The sequence below is a fragment of the Nonomuraea sp. NPDC049158 genome, from assembly GCF_040648335.1.
Lineage (GTDB): Bacteria > Actinomycetota > Actinomycetes > Streptosporangiales > Streptosporangiaceae > Nonomuraea.
Window position 1 is genome coordinate 1 of record NZ_JBEZDM010000028.1, and the last position, 16742, is coordinate 16742.

Sequence of the window (16742 nt, forward strand, 5' to 3'; positions counted from 1 at the left end):
GGAACGGGCCGCGGGCCGTTCCCCAACGGACCGCGGGCCGAGGCGGGCGCCGTCCCCAACCGCGCCCGCGTGACTCGCGCGTCATGCCCCGCGCAAGCCAGGTCTCAGGCTGCTCGCGGCTTCTTCCTGTCGCCGCCTGCCCTCGTCGCCAGCGGTATAACGTCGGCGTCGCGTGCGGGCACCTGGATGTGGCGGCCGCTGCCGCCCTCCGCGTGCTCCCCGTTGATGCGGGAGAGCAGCACCGGGTCGGCCAGCGCCAGCAGCAGACCCACGACCAACCCGATACCCAGTAGTACGAACCCAAGGACAATCATTTTCCCGTCCCCCTTCCGGACATGTATCAGCATCGCCGACGGCCCCCCGCCGCCGCCTCCGCTGAAGGGCTGGTCCTCGGCGAGCCCCCTCAGCCGAACGGTCGATGCCCACCATCCGACTTGCGGCTTAGGCTCCTAGGAGTGGGGGAAGCCAAGCAGGTCGTCTACTGGATCCGCCGGCTGAGCGACATCGCGGCGGTCGGCTGGCTGGCCATGATGCTCCTCATGGACCTCGCGATAGCCGGGACCAGGGGCGGCGTCCAGTGGCTCGTGCCGATCTGCGGGGTCGCGGGCATCGCGGCCGCCATCCTGCGGCGCCGCTTCCGGGTCGAGACGTTCGTCGTCATGCTGGCCCTCTCGCTCGCCACCTCGATGGTGATCGCCCTCAGCGGGTTCGTGGGCGTGCCCGGGGCGGCGGAGACCGGCGCGCTGATCATCCTGACGCTCGGCGTGCTGCGCCACGTCGAGCCGATCAAGCGGGCCGTGGTGTTCGGGGGCACCGCGCTGGTCGTCCTCATGGCGGAGGGCGCCTCGCGCGATCCCCAGAACAAGCTGGTCTTCTCCTTCATCCTCTTCACCGCGTGGACGATGACCGCCGCCGTCGGCGGCTACCTCCGCTTCCAGCAGGAGCGCCGCAAGGAGGCCGTCCATTCCGTACGGCGTGCGGAGCGCCTGGAGGTGGCCAGGGAGCTGCACGACCTGGTCGCCCACCACATCACCGGCATCGTCGTACAGGCCCAGGCCGCCCGCACGGTCGCCGCCATGAAGCCAGAAGCCGTGCTGCCCGCCCTCGACGCCATCGCCGGCGCCGGGACGGACGCGCTCACCTCGATGCGGCGCCTGGTCAGCGTGCTGCGCGCCGAGGACGAGGCCGCCAGGACCCCCGGCACGTCGCTGGCCGATCTGCGGCTGCTGACGGAACGGTTCTCGGCGAACGGGCCGCGCGTCGCGTTCGAGATCGGGTCCGGCATCGACGACCACACCCTGGCGCCGGAGGTCATGACGACGGTCCACCGGGTGCTGCGGGAGGCGCTCACCAACATCCGCAAGCACGCGCCGGGGGCCGACTGGGTCGAGGCCGAGCTACGCCGGTTCGACCAGCTCGTACTGCTGCGCATCCGCAACTTCGGCTCAGCCGCCGACCCCCGGCTCTCGCGCCTGGGCGGCGGGTTCGGGCTGGTCGGGATGGCCGAGCGGGTGGAGGCACTGGGCGGCCGCCTCTACGCCGGGCCCGGCTCCGACGGTGCCTGGGAAGTGGTCGCGGAGTTTCCGACGTCCTGAGGCGTGCGCGGCGTCGTACTCCGCACCCATCGCGGCGCGCAGCCTGGCGGTGATCCGGTCGACGTCGGCCCGCTCGGGGGCGGGCAACGGCACACCCACCGCCTCTCTGAGCGCAGCGGCCATGCCGAGCATCCCGGCCGCCTCCCTGAGCGCGGCCGCCACGCCGAGCATCCCCGCCGCCTCCCAGTACTCCTCGGAACGGCTCCAGCCGGGCGTCCCCGCCGCTTCCCTGTACCCGCCGGAACGACTCCCTCGGACCTGTAGCCCCTTCCCGGTCTGCTCGGCCCGTCGTCCGTTCCCGGTCTGCTCGGCCTGTTGTCCGTTCCTGGTCTGCTCGGCCTGTTGTCCCTCCCCGGGGTGCTCGGCCGTGAGTGACAGCGCGCCCGCCAGCCCTTCCAAGGCGAGCGCGACCGCTCTCGGGTCCCCGGTGGCTCGGGCCGCCTCGTAGCCCTGGCGCTGCCTGGCCAGCGCCGTCCCGGCGTCACCGCGCTGCTCGGCGGCGAACCCCAGCTCGGCCAGCACGAACGCGATGCCGGGCGTCCCCCGCACCTCACGCAGCCAGCCGAGCCACGGCGTCAGCAGCCCCTCCGCCCGCACGTAGTCGCCCTGTCGCCTGGCGCTCAGTGCCAGCCCGAGCACGGCATGCTCCTCCGCGGCCTTGTAGGACTGCTCCACGGCCAGCAGTCTGGCCCGCTCGTGGTAGTGGTCGGCCCGCCCATAATGGCCCGCCAGGAGGGCCACACGGCCCAGTCCGGCCAGTTTGAACGCGACCTCGAAGCCGAGCTCCTCCGCCAGCCGCAACTGCTCCTCGCGCAACCTGGCGGCCTCGGCGTAGTCACCCCGTATCTCGGCCAGCCGGTCGAGCGCGTCCATGGCCTCCAACCGCCCCCAGGCATCCCCCAGCTCGCCGAACAGCTCCAGACTCCGCCGTCCGTCCCGTTCCATCGCGGCCAGATCCCCCCGCCCGACGGCCAGCTTCGCGCGCAGACTGAGCGCGGCGGCGATCCCCCAACGGTCGCCAAGCGCCTCGAACGCGCCCAGCGCCCGACTCGCCGCCGCCTCGTGGGCGCCATGATCGCCGTACGCCCAGCGCACATGGGTCAGGAACCAGTCGGCCAGCGCCCGCCCTCCGGCATCGAGCCCAGCCACCCGCACAGGCGGCGCCACCTCCCCGACGGACAACGCCATCCCCGCCAACCACACCGACGCCACAGCCGCCCGCCCGACGCTCGGATCGGTGGCGGGCACAGCCGAGGTGACTCCGGACGCCGGGCCGACTCCGGACACCGGGGTGGCGTTAGATGCCGGGGCAACGCTGAACAGGGCGGCGACCCCGGACACCGAGGCAACCCCCAACTCCGGAGCGACTCCGGACACCAGAGTGGCCCTAGGCGCCGGGGCGGCGCTGGACAGGGCGGCGGCCAGCGAGCGGCGGGCCTCGCCCATGCGGCCGCGTAGAAACCAGTACCAGGCCAGCGCGTTGACCAGGCGGAGCGGCTCCGGACCCGACAGGGCGAGCCTCAGGTTGGCGGTCTCGGCGTCCAGGCGTTCGAGCCACTGTCTCTGCCCTGGACCGCGCAGATCCGCCCGTTCGGCCAGCGCCGTGTAGTAGCGGGCGTGACGTACGGCGATCTGCCCGTGCTCGCCCGCCTCGGCCAGCCGCTCGGCGCAGTAGACCGCGACGGACTCCAGCAGCCGGTACCTGGGCCCGGCGGACACCACCACCAGCGAGCGGTCGACCAGACGGGCCAGCACGTCCACCACGTCCACGCCGGGCTCGGCGCAGACCGCCTCGGCCGCCTCCAGCGAGCACCCGTCCGCGTGTACGGCCAACCGCCGCAGCACGACCCGCTCATGACCGGACAGCAGGTCCCAGCTCCAGTCGATCACCGCCCGGAGCGTGCGCTGGCGCGATGGGGCATCACGCATGCCGGAGCTGAGCAGGCGAAACCGGTCGTCGAGCCGCTCGGCCACCTCCCGCGCACCCAACGCCCGCACCCGTGTCGCGGCCAGCTCCAGCGCCAACGGCAGTCCGTCGAGCCGCCGGCAGATGGTCGCGACCGCCTCCCCCACCTCGTTCGACTTACTCGGACCGCCGGTCGCGTCCGTGGTGGTGGCATTCGTGACGGTCGCGCCCGTGGTGGTGGCGTTCGGCTTGTTCAGCTTGATTCCGGCGCGGACCGTGAAGAGGCGTACCGCGTCGGGCTCGGTCAGCGGTGGTACGACATGGACGCGTTCGCCGGTCACCCGGAGCGGTTCCCGGCTGGTCGCCAGGATCCGCAACCCTGGGGCGGCCCGTAGCAGTGCGGAGATCAGTTCCGCCGCTTCCTCCACCAGGTGTTCGCAGTTGTCGAACACGAGCAACGCGCGCTTGGCGGCCAGGGCGGTCGCCAGCCTCGGCGGCAGTGGCGCGGCGTCGTCGTCCCGTACGCCGAGCACGTCCGCGACCGCCTCGGCCACGTCCGTGATCCCGCCCAGCTCCACCAGCCACACCCCGTCGGGGAAGGCGGTGCTCTCGTCGAAGGGGGCGGTGCTTTCCTCGAGGAGGAAACGGGCGGTTTCCAGGGCGAGGCGGGTCTTGCCCACGCCGCCGGGACCGGTGAGCGTCACCAGGCGGGCGGCGTCCAGCAGGTCGCGGGCCTGGGCGACCTCCGCGTCCCTGCCGATCAGCTCCGTGAGCGGCGACGGCAGGTTGGAGCGGGGCGGCTGGGCAGCGGGCGAAGGGGCCTGCCGGACGAGCGAAGGGTCCTGCCGAAGGATCGCCGCCTGGAGTGCCGCCAGCTCGGGCGTGGGGTCCAGGCCCAGCTCCTCCGCCAATCGCTCGCGCAGCTCGCCGTAGCTGGCCAGGGCCTCGCTCTGCCGTCCGGCCCGGTACAGGGCCGTCATGTGCTGGGCGCGCAGGCGCTCGCGCAACGGGTGCCGGGAGACCAGATCGGCCAGGTCCACGTCCTCGCCCAGGGCGAGCCGTACCTCCGCCTGCTCTTCGAGGGCGGCCAGGCGCAGCTCCTCCAGACGCGCGATCTCCGGACGGAGGAACTCCTCGTCGGCGAGGTCGGCGTACGCGGGACCGCGCCACAGGCTCAGCGCCTCGTGGAGCTGAGCGGCCCGCTCACGCGGATCCGCGGCACGCTCGCCGACGAGCTCGCGGAACCGGTCCGCGTCCAGCGCGACACGAAAACGACCCTCCCCCAGCGCCGCAAGAGACCGGTCCGCGTCCAGCGCGGCACCGGAGCCTCCGGCCCGAGAGGGGGCGGCGTGTGCCAGGCGGTAGCCGGCCGGGGTGTGGACGATCGAGCCGGGGTCGCCGAGGGCGCGGCGGAGCTGGGAGACGCGTGCCTGGAGGGTGCCGACGGGATTGCGGGAGGGCCGTTCCCCCCACAGGTCGTGGATCAGCCGGTCCATCGAGACCGGCCCGCCCCCGTGGGCCAGGAGGTCGGCCAGCAGCGCCCGCATCCTGGGTTCCGTCACCTGGATCGGGCGGCCGTCGTCCGTCCAGACCGCCAGCGGCCCGAGCACCCCGAAACTCACCACGTCAAGGACAACCCGTAGCGAGGCGGAAGGATTTCCGTAGGGGGACGTTCGATGGTGGGGCTCATGAGTCGAGTGACAGTGATCGGAATGGGCCCGATGGGGTCGAAGATGGCGGAGACGTTCCTCGCGGCGGGCCACGAGGTGACCGTCTGGAACCGTACCAAGAGCAAGACGGACCCGCTCGTGGCCAGAGGCGCCCGGCGAGCGGACCAAGCGGCCGAAGGCGAGTTGCTGGTCATCAGCCAGGTGAGCTACCAGGCCATGTACGACAGTCTGAGCGATGCGCGGCTGGACGGGAAGGTGCTGGTCAACCTCAGCTCGGGGACCCCGGAGGAGCTGCGCGCGGCGGCGGAGTGGGTGGCCGGGCGGGGCGGCACACTCGTCACCGGCGGGATCATGGTGCCGCCGCCCGCCATCGGGCTGCCCATGGCGTACACCTTCTACAGTGGCCCGAAGGAGACCGTCGACCGGCACGCCGAGACGCTCAAGGCGCTGGCCACGATCACCTATGTGGGTGAGGACCAGGGCCTGGCGATGATGTACTACCAGGCGCAGCTGCTGATCTTCTGGTCCAGCCTGACCAGCTACATGCACGCGCTCTCGCTGCTCGGCACGGCTGGGGTGCCGCCCCGGGACTTCCTGCCGTTCGCCAGGGAGACGTTCACGCAACTCGGAGGCGACGGACCGATGGGGTTCGCCAAGATCCTCGCCGAGGAGACCGAAGCCCGGGTGTATCCGGGTGAGCTCAACTCCCTGCACATGCAGGCGGTCGGCATGGACCACGTCGTCCACGCGCTGAAGGACGCCGGGCTGGAGACCACGGTGCCGAACGCGCTCAAGGAGCTGTTCGAACGGGCCGACGCCGAGGGGCGCGGCTCGGAGGGGCTCGGCACCGTGATCGAGTCGATCAGAAAGCCCTAGTGGTTAAGGCCCTAGTGGTTAAGGCCCTAGTGGTTAAGGCCCTAGTGGTTGGCGAGGAAGGCGAGCAGGTCCTGGCGGGTCAGTAGCCCGGCCGGCTTGCCGTCTTCCAGCACCACGGCGGCGTCCGCCTTCTCCAGCGCCTCCACCGCGTGCGCCACCGACTCGCCGCTGCCGATCATCGGCAGCGGCGACGACATGTGCTCGGCGATCGTGTCCTCGGAGGAGAGCCGGCCGCGGTAGAGGGCCTCGAGCAGGTCGCGCTCGACGATGGAGCCGACCACCTCGGCCGCCATGACCGGCGGCTCCTCCTTCATCACCGGAAGCTGCGACACCGAGTATTCGCGCATGATGGCGATGGCCGTACCGACCGACTCGTGCGGGTGCACGTGCACGAACTCCGGCAGGCCCGCCCCCTTGCGGGCCAGTACGTCACGGACCAGGCCCTCCTCGGACGACGTGGTCAGGAAGCCGTAGTCGGCCATCCAGTCGTCGTTGAAGATCTTGGACAGGTAGCCGCGCCCGCCGTCGGGCAGAAGGACGACCACCACGTCCTCGGGCCCGGCCTTGGCAGCCACCTCCAGCGCCGCGACCACGGCCATCCCGCACGAGCCGCCGACCAGCAGGGCCTCTTCGCGGGCGAGCCGCCGGGTCATGTTGAAGGAGTCCTTGTCGGACACCGCGATGATCTCGTCGCAGATCTTCGTGTCGTAGGTGGCCGGCCAGATGTCCTCGCCGACACCCTCCACGAGGTACGGGCGGCCCGAACCGCCCGAGTAGACGGAGCCCTCGGGGTCCGCCCCGATGATCTTCACGCGGCCGTCGGAGATCTCCTTGAGGTAGCGACCGACGCCGCTGATCGTGCCCCCGGTGCCGATGCCCGCCACGAAGTGGGTGACCCGGCCCTCGGTCTGCTCCCACACCTCGGGACCGGTCGAGTAGTAGTGGGAATCGGGGTTGTTGACGTTGGAGTATTGGTCGGGCTTCCAGGCGTTGGGCACCTCGCGGGCCAGCCGGTCGGACACCGAGTAGTAAGAGTCCGGGTGGTCGGGCGACACGGCGGTCGGGCAGACCACGACGTCGGCGCCATAGGCGCGCAGCACCGCGATCTTGTCCTGGGCCACCTTGTCGGGCACCACGAACAGGCACTTGTAGCCCCGCTGCTGGGCCACGATGGCCAGGCCCACGCCCGTGTTGCCGGACGTCGGCTCGACGATCACGCCACCGGGCCGGAGCTCCCCCGACGCCTCCGCCGCGTCGATCATGCGGACCGCGATGCGGTCCTTGACCGAGCCGCCCGGGTTGAAGTACTCGACTTTGGCGAGCACCTGGGCGGGGAGGCCTGCGGAGACCTTGTGCATCCTGACGAGCGGGGTGTTGCCCATCAACTCGACCAGGGAATCGTAAACGCGCACCGAGGTGTTCACCTTCTTTGCCGAAGCTTGGTCAGCTTGCCGAGGGCCGAGCTCCCGTGGGGGTGGCGGGCACTCGGCTAGTTTTCAAGGCAAACGCTACCGCCGTGTTCGGCCGAGAGGAGCACGCACGTGGTCTGGGCAGCGGGCACGGCGCGGGCGGCGCGCAAGATCGCGACGGCGGCGGCACTCGGCGGCGGCGGGCTGACGGCTCTCGGCGCCACCGCGTACGGCCTGCTGATGGCCGAGAGCCTGTTGGCCAGGAAGATGATCGGCCGCCCCCACGGCATGGAGGGGCCACCCTCCGACGGCGTCTACGGCGACTTCCCCGGCACCCCGCTCACCATGGTCTTGCTGGGCGATTCCCTCTCCGTCGGCCTGGGGATGACCGACCCGGCCGGGACCCCGGGCGTGTTGCTGGCGAACGGGCTTGCCTCCGTCGCCGAACGCCCCGTACGCCTCCGCGTGGTCGGCAAGTCGGGAGCCCCGTCGGCCGAACTCGCCGACCAGGTCGACCGGGCGCTGAAGGCGGAGCCCCAACTTGCGGTGATCTTCGTCGGCGCGAACGACGTCACCACCCAGACCCCGCCCGCGGTCGCCGTACGCCACCTGAGCAAGGCCGTGCGCCGCCTGCGCGAGGCGGGCGCCGAGGTGGTCGTGGGCACCTGTCCCGACCTCGGCACCGTACGGCCCATCGCGCAGCCGCTGCGCTGGGTGACGCGGCGCTGGAGCCGCCAGCTGGCCGCGGCCCAGACGGTCGCGGTGGTCGACGCGGGCGGGCGTACGGTCTCGTTCGCCGACGTCCTGGGCCCGGATTTCGCGACAAATCCGGGCGAGATGTTCGGACCCGATCGTTTCCACCCATCTGCCCGAGGTTACGCACAGGCAGCTTACGCAGTGCTACCTTCTGTATGCGCTGCGTTGGGATTGTGGCCAGAACCTCGACCCGCGCGCGGCGAAGGACTGCAACCGATTTACCTCGCGGCGGCTACGGCCGCGGAGGAGCCCGGCACCGAGGTCTCCGCGACCACGGTCGCCGGGCGGGCGACGGGTCTCCACGGCAAGTGGGCGACGTTGTTCCGCCGCCGGCTGGGAGAGACGCCTAACGACGCCTGATCCCGGTCACCCTCCGAACCGAAGCCGTCACTCCTCGTCCCTTTGGAGTGGATTGCTCGTGCTTCGGCCCCTCGCGAACGCCGCCCTCACTCTCGCCGGGATCCTGGCCCTGGCCGGCTGTTCCGACAGCGGCGCGGCCACGGTCCACTTCCCGACCTGGCACAACGACGAGATCGACGCGGTCAGCCGGATGTCGGCCGCGGGCGGGGTCGTCACCACCACCTCCATGAAGCCCGACGGCACGCTGGAGACCGTCGCCGTCGACCTCGCCCACGGCAACAAGCTCTGGGCCCAGCCGGCCACCATGGCCGGCCGGCTGCCCGGCATGGGGGTCTCCGCGCCCGCCATCGTCGAGACGGCCCCCGGCCAGGCCGTCGTGGTGGCGGTCGACCCGGCCAAGAAGGGCCGCTGGAACGCCGCCATCGTCGCCCGCGACGCGCGCACCGGCGCGCAGAAGTGGACGCGGCCGGTGCATTCGACGTTCGGCCCGCAGCGCTGCGGGTCCTACATCTGCCTCTCGGAGCACACCGCGCTCTCCACCGCCCGCGTGGTCGTGCTCGATCCGGCCAGCGGCAAGCAGCTGTGGAAGCTGCCCGGGATCGCCGAGGTCGAGTGGTCGGATCCCGACCGGGTGCTGCTGCTCCGCCTGGCCGCCAACCCCATGATCGAGTCGTACGAGCTCAAGACCGGCAAGCTGCAGTGGCAGCAGCCGATCGAGCAGGCGCTCGGCCCCGGCATCGACATGTCGGGCGGGTGGGCCTTCGGCTCGACCGGCGACAACCTGATCGGCTACGTCGCCCCCTACACCAACCCGCGGACGAAGAAGGCCTCCACCTTCGGCCTGTTCTCCATCAAGACCGGCGACGGCACGATCAACTGGATGCGTCCCTCGGTCGTCCGCGTCTACCCCAGCGGCAGCCCCGGCTACGCTCCCGTCGTGCGCCCGGTCGACCGGCAGGGCACCTACGGCGGCTTCGCCCGGCTCGACTCCGAGAGCGGCCGGGTCGTCGGCCAGATCCCCGCCTCCGAGGTGCCCGGCTCCGGCTGGTGGCTGGCCTTCCCCGACCGCATGGAGAAGCTCGGCTTCCTCAAGCACGACGCCAAGGGCGCCGCCTTCGACCTGACGACGGGCGGGCCGGTCCCGGTCGAGGACCAGCGCGGCTGGTCCTTCTGCGTCACGGACCCCAAACCGCTCCCGCTCCGCGCCCAGGCCCCCGGCTTCTACTCGATAGCCGCCGTCTGCGAGTACGACCTCGCGACCGGCAAGCGACTCGCGTCCACGACGGCCCCGCCCCCCTGGTTCACCGGCAGCCAGGACGGCTGGCGCCTCTGGCGTGACGAGAAAGGCGCCGTCCACGCGCTCAACGACGGCACGGCCACGGCGCCCGGCATGTACGGCTGACGGCCCCTCCCCACGAGCTGACGGCCCATCCCCCACGAGCTGACCGCCTATCCCTCACGCCCTCGAAGCCGCCAAGTACGCGCAGGTCACGGCGCCCGACCCCTGGCCGGGCGCCACGCGCGTACGGCGGCCGGGCCCCTCCGTGCTCCGCCGCCAGGACTGGAATATAGTTCTAACGGCCGACACAGGAGGATGAAGATGGCTGAAGCTGTGATCGTCGCTACCGCTCGCTCACCCATAGGGCGAGCCTTCAAGGGCTCGATGAAGGACATACGTCCTGACGACCTCACCGTGCAGATGATCCAGGCCGCGCTCGCCAAGGTGCCACAGCTCGATCCGACGACGATCGACGACCTCATGCTCGGCTGCGGTCTCCCCGGCGGTGAACAGGGCTTCAACATGGCCCGCGTGGTGTCGGTGCTGCTCGGCCTCGACAACGTGCCGGGCACCACGGTCACCCGCTACTGCTCGTCGTCGCTGCAGACCACCCGGATGGCCTTCCACGCGATCAAGGCGGGCGAGGGCGACGTGTTCGTGTCCGCGGGCGTGGAGATGGTGTCGCGGTTCGTGAAGGGCAACTCCGACTCGCTGCCCGAGACACAGAACCAGGTCTTCGACGACGCCATCGCGCGCAGCAAGGCGTCCGCCGAGGGCGGGCACAGCTGGCACGACCCGCGCGAGGACGGCACGATCCCCGACGTCTACATCGCGATGGGCCAGACCGCCGAGAACCTCGCCCAGATCAAGGGCGTCACCCGGCGCGACCAGGACGAGTTCGGCGTCCGCTCCCAGAACCTGGCCGAGAAGGCGCTGGCCGACGGCTTCTGGCAGAAGGACATCACCCCGGCGACGCTCCCTGACGGCACCGTGGTCAGCAAGGACGACGGGCCGCGGGCCGGGACCACGTACGAGGGGGTGGCCGGGTTGAAGCCGGTCTTCCGCCCCGACGGCACGGTCACGGCCGGCAACTGCTGTCCGCTGAACGACGGCGCCGCGGCCGTCATCGTGATGAGCGACACGCGGGCGGCCGAACTGGGCATCACACCGCTGGCGCGCATCGTCTCCACCGGCGTCACCGGCCTGTCCCCCGAGATCATGGGCCTCGGCCCGGTCGAGGCGTCGAAGCAGGCGCTGTCGCGCGCGGGGATGGCGATCGACGACGTCGACCTGGTGGAGATCAACGAGGCGTTCGCGGCGCAGGTCATCCCGTCCTACCGGGATCTGGGCATCGACCTCGACCGCCTCAACGTCAACGGCGGCGCGATCGCCGTCGGGCACCCGTTCGGCATGACGGGCGCGCGCATCACCTCCACGCTGATCAACAGCCTCCGCCACCACGACAAGTCGATCGGCTTGGAGACCATGTGCGTGGGCGGCGGGCAGGGCATGGCGATGGTCCTCGAACGCCTTTCCTAGTCTCACCACCGACGTCTCACCACCGACGTTCAACGGCCCGGCGTTCCAGGGCCGTTGAACGTCGGTGAGCTCGCCTCAGCCGTGGTGGTCCGGACCCGCCTTGGTCGGGGTCACGCGGACCAGGACCCTCTTGTCGCGGACCATCGCCGCCTCGTAGTCCGGCCAGTCAGGATGCTCGCCCGAGATCCCCCGGTAGTAGGCGATCAGGTGGTCCATGGCGTCGGGCAGGGAGATGATCTCCGCCTCGCCCTCCACCTGGATCCAGTTCCCGTAGAAGGCGTCCGTGAAGGCGCAGATCGTCACCTTGCTGTCGCGCCGGATGTTGCGCGTCTTGGCGGCCGTCTCCCTGGTGCTGATGACGAGGTAGCCCTCGTCGTCCACGCCCACCGACACCGGGGACATCTGCGGGCGGCCGTCGCCGTGCCTGGTGAGGAGCACCGCGCGGTGGTTGTGCCGCAGGAAGTCTCGTGCTTCGTCTAGGTCCATCCACCCATGATTCCGCGCCCGTACCGAAGGCACGGGCGCGGGTCGGGTCGGAGTGTGGGCTCTACAGGAAGCCCATACGGTTATGGCGGTACCGCTCGTGTTCGTGCACGATGGCGGCGGCGTAGCCATGGGACAGCCCGTGCTCGTCGGCGAGCCAGTTGGCCCGCTCGTCACACCTCAGAAAGGACGGGCCGTTGTCGATGGCTTGAAACCACTCGGGGAGTTCGCGTCCCGTTATCGTTGGGACCCTTGCGATCAGCTTCGTCTGCGTCTCCGGTGAGTGGTTCAAGGACATGGGCACCTCCACGGATTAAGGTCCTTTGCTCGACACTGCAACACGTCCCCCGGAATGACAAGCCCCAACCACCGAGGTTTTTGTAACGGCGGGTAGATTTTCGGTCGCGCAAAGAGAAGGACCCCGCCGGATCGGCGGGGTCCAGAGGGGGTCCAGGAGGCGAACGGTCAGTCGCTACGCGTGAAAATGCTGATGAACCGGAGCACCTCGAGGTAGATCCACACCAGGCTCAGCGTCAGCCCGAAGGCGCACTGCCAGGCGAACTTCTCCGGGGCGCCCTGCTGGACGCCCTCCTCGATCGAGTTGAAGTCGAGCAGCAGGAAGAAGCAGCCGATCAGGATCATCGCGACGCTGAAGATCCACCCGATCGGGGAGTCGGTGCGCAGCCCGAGGCCGCCTGGGATGAAGATCCCGGCGATCAGGTTGACGAGCACCAGACCGAGGGCCGCGAAGCCGGCGGCCACCACGAACCGAACGAACTTCGGTGTCACCCTGACGACGCGCAGCGCGTAGACGGTCAGGACTCCGCCGAAAGCGAACGCGGTGCCGAGCACCGCCTGGAGCACGATCCCGTTGTAGAGGGATTCGTAGGCGCTGCTGAGCGCGCCGAGGAAGATTCCTTCGAACGCGGCGTAGCTGAGGATCAACGCCGGGTTGGTGCTCATCCTGAACGAGGCGATCAGCCCCAGGACGAGCGCCACGATGGCCGCGCCGACGGCCACACCCAGAGGGACGTTGAGGTACCAGGCGGCGGCCGCGGCCACGACGAGCGTGCCCAGGGTCATGAAACCGCGCACCACGACGTCGTCGATCGTCATCGTCCGGTAGGCGGACGGGGCCGGGGGCGCGTACGACGGGGAGTCGTACATGTTCTGTAGTTGCCCGGGGGTGGGCGTCGTGCCCTGCCACCCGCCGGCCTGCCTGGACCGGTTGAAAACGGGGTTCTTGCTCTCCATCGCTGCCTCCTGTGCGCCGAGCTTATTGGACGCGGCGTCACCTAGGTCAACCCGCACTCAGATCTATGTGGTTTCGAGACTTCAGCAGGTGGACAACGAACGGATCCGTTCCTGAGTTCCCGCGGTTACTGAGGGTTGTTTAGTGAGGCATTTCCTCTGGTAGATGCGGGTGCCCCCGGCGGGATTCGAACCCGCACTACAACCCTTTTAAGGGGTTTGCCTCTGCCTTTGGGCTACGGGGGCGCCGCAATCATACGAAACGGACCATGCTTCCGAGGAGCACAACTTCGTATCAGGCGTCACAACTGTGAAGTCTGCGGTGAAGTGATAGGGCTCCTGACACTCTGTCCAGGAACAGAACGCCGTCGAGATGGTCCAGTTGATGCTGAATGCACCTAGCTTCGAATGCATCCGCCTCGATGGTGACGGGATCTCCCGTGCCAGGCAAGTTGCCAAGCACTGTGATACGCGTCGCTCGCCGTACGTCAGCGGTCAAACCCGCGATCGAGGCGCAGCCTTCCCGCCCGACGCACCAGTGAGACGCCTCAGCGAGCCGTGGATTGACCACCACGAGCTCGCCGGCCCACGACCTACCCCTTGGGTGCCCGGCGGCGTCGAAGGCGATCAGCCGCCAGCTCAGCCCGATCTGGGGGGCGGCCAGGCCCGCGGTCCCCGGTTCGCCGCGCAGGGTGGCGAGGAGATCGGCCGCCGCGCTCACCACGCGGGGGTCGGTGGGATCCACCTGCTGGGCCCGGGCGGACAGGAGCGGGTGCGGAGCGTCGAGCACTCCGCGGGCGATCCCGTCCGGCGGGGTCACAACAGGTCCGGTTCAACGGGCCGGAAGGTGATCTCGGACTCGAGGCCCGAGCCGACCGTGGCCAGCCCGCGCATCAGCCCGGCCACGTCGACCTCCTCGGGCAGCTCGACGTCGGCGATGAGGACGTACAGCCGGCCGGTGAGCCGGGTGCTCATGCCGGTGATGTTGCCGCCCACCGAGGCGAGCTCGGCGCTGATGGCCGAGATGATGCCCGGCCGGTCCGGGCCGTGGACGGTCAGGACGTAACCGAGCCCGGTCGGCCGGCCGCCGAAGTAGCGGCGGGCCTCGACGGCCGAGGCGGTCACCACCAGGTCCGGCGCGCACAGGTGCTTGGTGAGCTCGTCGGCGCTCAGGTCGCCCGAGACCAGCAGCATCATCGCGACATGGCCGCCGAGCAGCGTCATGGTCGAGTCCTGGATGTTCGCCCCGCAGTCGGCGAGCGAGCCGGTGACCGCGGCGATCACGCCGGGCCGGTCCACGCCGAGCACCGTCACCGCTGAGAGCCCCACTCGTGGATCCCCTCTCGATTGAGATCGAGAATGCCGAAACGCCCCGATGCGGCCGCACCGGGGCGCTGCTGTACACGGGCTAGCGGCGGGTCGTCGCCACGGCGGCTCTGAACCCGTCGCGCGGGTGCTCCATCTCGCCCAAAGAGATGGTCTCCCGCTTGAAGAACAGGGCCAGAGTCCAGTCGACGACGACACGGACCTTGCGGTTCAGCGTCGGCACCCGCGACAGATGGTAAGTGCGGTGCATGAACCACGCAGGGAATCCGCGAAGCTTGACGCCATAGACGTTCGCGACCCCCTGGTGCAGGCCGAGACCGGCGACCGATCCGACATACTTGTGGCGGTAGTCGACCAGTTCCTGCCCTCGCAGATGGCGGACCAGGTTGTCGGCGAGCACCTTGGCCTGGCGTACGGCGTGCTGGGCGTTGGGCGCGCAGTACTGGCCGGGGTTGGTCACGTCGGGGACGCCCGCCGCGTCACCGGCGGCGAAGGCGTCCGTGACGCCCGCGACCGTCAGCCTCGTGGTGGTCTTGATCCGGCCGCGCTCGTCGAGGGGCAGGCCGCCGTCGTTGACCACCGGGCTGGGCTTGACGCCCGCGGTCCACACGAGGGTGTCGGCGTCGAACTTCGAGCCGTCGGAGAGCACCACGTGGCCGCCCTCGCAGGACTCCAGGCGCGTGTCGAGCTTCACGTCGATGCCGCGCTCGCGCAGCTGCTCCAGCGTCCACTTGCCCATCTCGGGACCGACCTCGGGCAGCACCCGGTTCGTGGCCTCCACCAGCACCCAGCGGATGTCGGACGGCTCGATGTTGCGGTAGTAGCGGGTCGAGTCCTTGGCCATGTCCTCGAGCTCGGCCAGCGCCTCGACGCCCGCGAAGCCCGCGCCGACGACCACGAAGGTGAGCGCCCGGCGGCGCGCCTCCAGGTCCTCGGTCGACTCGGCCACGTCGAGCAGGTGCAGGACCCGGTTGCGCAGCGCGATGGCCTCGCCCACGGTCTTGAACCCGATGCCGATGTCGGTCAGGCCGGGGATCGGCAGCGTCCGCGAGATCGAGCCGGCGGCCATCACGATGACGTCGTAGGCGATCTCGCGCGGCTCGCCCTCGACCGGCTGGAAGGTGACGGTCCGCTCGTCGTGGTCGACGGCGGTGACGCTGCCGTTGAGCACGCGCACCTTGGGCAGGACCCGGCGCAGCGGGGCGACCACGTGCCGCGGGGAGAGGTTGCCCGCCGCCGCCTCGGGCAGGAACGGCTGGTAGGTCATGTACGAGTGGGGGTCGATGATGGTGATGCGCACGTCGCCGTCGCGCAGTTCCGAGCGGAGCGTGCGCTGTAGCCGCAATGCCGTGTAGAGGCCGACGTAACCGCCGCCGACGATCAGAATGTGCTTGTTCATCCTCGGTTCCCCATCCCATGGGAGCGCTTGTGAAACTATTCACAAGGCTACGTCAAGGGCACCCCATAAAGCCAATCCCCAGGTCGTGCGACGCGTCACACCCCCAGCGCCCTGGCTCTGACGAAGACGTCGTCGAGCATCTGGGCGGTCACCCTGCCGGTGAAGGTGTTCTGCTGGCTGGGGTGATAACAGCCCATGAGGGTCACCGGCTCCTGCCCGTACGTGACCTGGACCTCGACGCCGTGCCCGAACGGCGGCCTGACGCGCGGCAGCGTGTAGCCCGCGTCCTTCAGGGCAGGCCACATGGCCTGCCAGGCGAACCCGCCCAGCGCGACGACCACCCGCACGCTCGGCGCGGTCAGCGTGAGCTCCCGCGACAGCCACGGGAAGCAGGTGGCCCGCTCCTCGGGCGTGGGCTTGTTCGCGGGTGGCGCGCACCGCACTGAGGCCACCATCCGGGCGCCGATCAGCCGCTGCCCGTCAGCGGCGTGCGTGCTCGTCTCCTGTACGGCCAGTCCGGCGCGGTACAGCGAGGCGAACAGCCAGTCTCCGCTGCGGTCACCCGTGAAGATCCGCCCGGTCCTGTTGCCCCCGTGCGCGGCCGGGGCCAGGCCGACGAGCAGGACGCGCGGCCGGTCGTCGCCCCATCCGGCGACCGGCCGCCCCCAGTAGGTCTCCTCCGCGAACGCGCGCCGCTTCACCTCGGCCACTTCCTCGCGCCATTCCACCAGGCGCGGGCAGGCCCGGCAGACGGACTGCGCGGCCGTGAGCTCCGCCAGGGTGCTGCCGGCGGCGGCGAGGCGGCGCACGTCCGCGGGGTCGTGGGCGACCGGGGTGTCAGCGGTCGCCGGGTCGCCGGGCCAACCGGTGCCTGGAGGTACGAAGCTCATGGC

The 16742-nt window shown here is 70.4% G+C and carries 14 protein-coding genes, 1 tRNA gene and 1 pseudogene; 5 read left to right on the plus strand and 11 right to left on the minus strand.

What is annotated here, in order from left to right; genetic code table 11:
- Positions 1 to 104: 104 nt before the first annotated feature.
- Complete coding sequence (locus tag AB0B61_RS41215) at positions 105 to 272, minus strand: hypothetical protein (protein WP_358444307.1); 168 nt, start codon at positions 270 to 272, stop codon at positions 105 to 107.
- 183 nt (positions 273 to 455) lie between these two features.
- Between AB0B61_RS41215 and AB0B61_RS41220 the strand changes: the two genes are divergently transcribed.
- Entirely contained in the window at positions 456 to 1595 is a 1140-nt protein-coding gene (locus AB0B61_RS41220) for a histidine kinase (RefSeq protein WP_358444310.1), read from the plus strand.
- A gap of 2298 nt (positions 1596 to 3893) precedes the next feature.
- Here AB0B61_RS41220 and AB0B61_RS41225 read toward each other — a convergent pair.
- A pseudogene (locus tag AB0B61_RS41225) lies at positions 3894 to 5048 on the minus strand (BTAD domain-containing putative transcriptional regulator); the annotation flags it as partial.
- 141 nt (positions 5049 to 5189) lie between these two features.
- On the opposite strand from AB0B61_RS41225, the gene AB0B61_RS41230 reads away from it, so the two are divergent.
- Positions 5190 to 6047 carry an NAD(P)-binding domain-containing protein gene (locus AB0B61_RS41230; RefSeq protein WP_358444313.1) on the plus strand — a complete coding sequence of 286 codons (858 nt, stop codon included), beginning with the start codon at positions 5190 to 5192 and terminating at the stop codon, positions 6045 to 6047.
- A gap of 41 nt (positions 6048 to 6088) precedes the next feature.
- Here AB0B61_RS41230 and AB0B61_RS41235 read toward each other — a convergent pair whose 3' ends face one another.
- Entirely contained in the window at positions 6089 to 7459 is a 1371-nt protein-coding gene (locus AB0B61_RS41235) for a cystathionine beta-synthase (protein ID WP_358444316.1), read from the minus strand.
- 129 nt (positions 7460 to 7588) lie between these two features.
- On the opposite strand from AB0B61_RS41235, the gene AB0B61_RS41240 reads away from it, so the two are divergent.
- The 3 genes from AB0B61_RS41240 to AB0B61_RS41250 all read left to right on the plus strand — a co-directional run bounded on the left by AB0B61_RS41240 (position 7589) and on the right by AB0B61_RS41250 (position 11390).
- Positions 7589 to 8572, plus strand: a complete 984-nt coding sequence (locus tag AB0B61_RS41240; protein WP_358444319.1) for an SGNH/GDSL hydrolase family protein — start codon at positions 7589 to 7591, stop codon at positions 8570 to 8572.
- Positions 8573 to 8630: 58 nt separating this feature from the next.
- Complete coding sequence (locus AB0B61_RS41245) at positions 8631 to 9974, plus strand: PQQ-binding-like beta-propeller repeat protein (RefSeq protein ID WP_358444321.1); 1344 nt, start codon at positions 8631 to 8633, stop codon at positions 9972 to 9974.
- A 198-nt stretch (positions 9975 to 10172) separates the two neighbouring features.
- The gene (locus AB0B61_RS41250) at positions 10173 to 11390 is read left to right on the plus strand and encodes an acetyl-CoA C-acetyltransferase (RefSeq protein WP_357653679.1); all 1218 of its coding nucleotides are present in this window, start codon (positions 10173 to 10175) and stop codon (positions 11388 to 11390) included.
- A gap of 75 nt (positions 11391 to 11465) precedes the next feature.
- Here the strand turns inward: AB0B61_RS41250 and AB0B61_RS41255 are convergent, their stop codons facing one another.
- The 8 genes from AB0B61_RS41255 to AB0B61_RS41290 all read right to left on the minus strand — a co-directional run bounded on the left by AB0B61_RS41255 (position 11466) and on the right by AB0B61_RS41290 (position 16739).
- Entirely contained in the window at positions 11466 to 11876 is a 411-nt protein-coding gene (locus AB0B61_RS41255) for a PPOX class F420-dependent oxidoreductase (protein ID WP_358444324.1), read from the minus strand.
- A 61-nt stretch (positions 11877 to 11937) separates the two neighbouring features.
- Complete coding sequence (locus AB0B61_RS41260; protein ID WP_357943976.1) at positions 11938 to 12171, minus strand: DUF4287 domain-containing protein; 234 nt, start codon at positions 12169 to 12171, stop codon at positions 11938 to 11940.
- A 167-nt stretch (positions 12172 to 12338) separates the two neighbouring features.
- Positions 12339 to 13127, minus strand: coding sequence for a Bax inhibitor-1/YccA family protein (locus AB0B61_RS41265; protein WP_358444327.1), 789 nt, complete (start codon positions 13125 to 13127; stop codon positions 12339 to 12341).
- Positions 13128 to 13297: 170 nt separating this feature from the next.
- Positions 13298 to 13370: transfer RNA gene (locus AB0B61_RS41270), tRNA-Leu, on the minus strand.
- Between the two features lie 49 nt (positions 13371 to 13419).
- Positions 13420 to 13944, minus strand: a complete 525-nt coding sequence (locus AB0B61_RS41275) for a peptide deformylase (RefSeq protein ID WP_358444330.1) — start codon at positions 13942 to 13944, stop codon at positions 13420 to 13422.
- The gene (locus tag AB0B61_RS41280; protein ID WP_357943970.1) at positions 13941 to 14453 is read right to left on the minus strand and encodes an ACT domain-containing protein; all 513 of its coding nucleotides are present in this window, start codon (positions 14451 to 14453) and stop codon (positions 13941 to 13943) included. The genes AB0B61_RS41275 and AB0B61_RS41280 overlap by 4 nt, the downstream gene beginning before the upstream one ends.
- Before the next feature lie 79 nt (positions 14454 to 14532).
- The gene (locus tag AB0B61_RS41285) at positions 14533 to 15849 is read right to left on the minus strand and encodes an NAD(P)/FAD-dependent oxidoreductase (protein WP_358444333.1); all 1317 of its coding nucleotides are present in this window, start codon (positions 15847 to 15849) and stop codon (positions 14533 to 14535) included.
- Between the two features lie 95 nt (positions 15850 to 15944).
- Entirely contained in the window at positions 15945 to 16739 is a 795-nt protein-coding gene (locus AB0B61_RS41290; protein ID WP_358444336.1) for a uracil-DNA glycosylase, read from the minus strand.
- Positions 16740 to 16742: the final 3 nt, after the last annotated feature.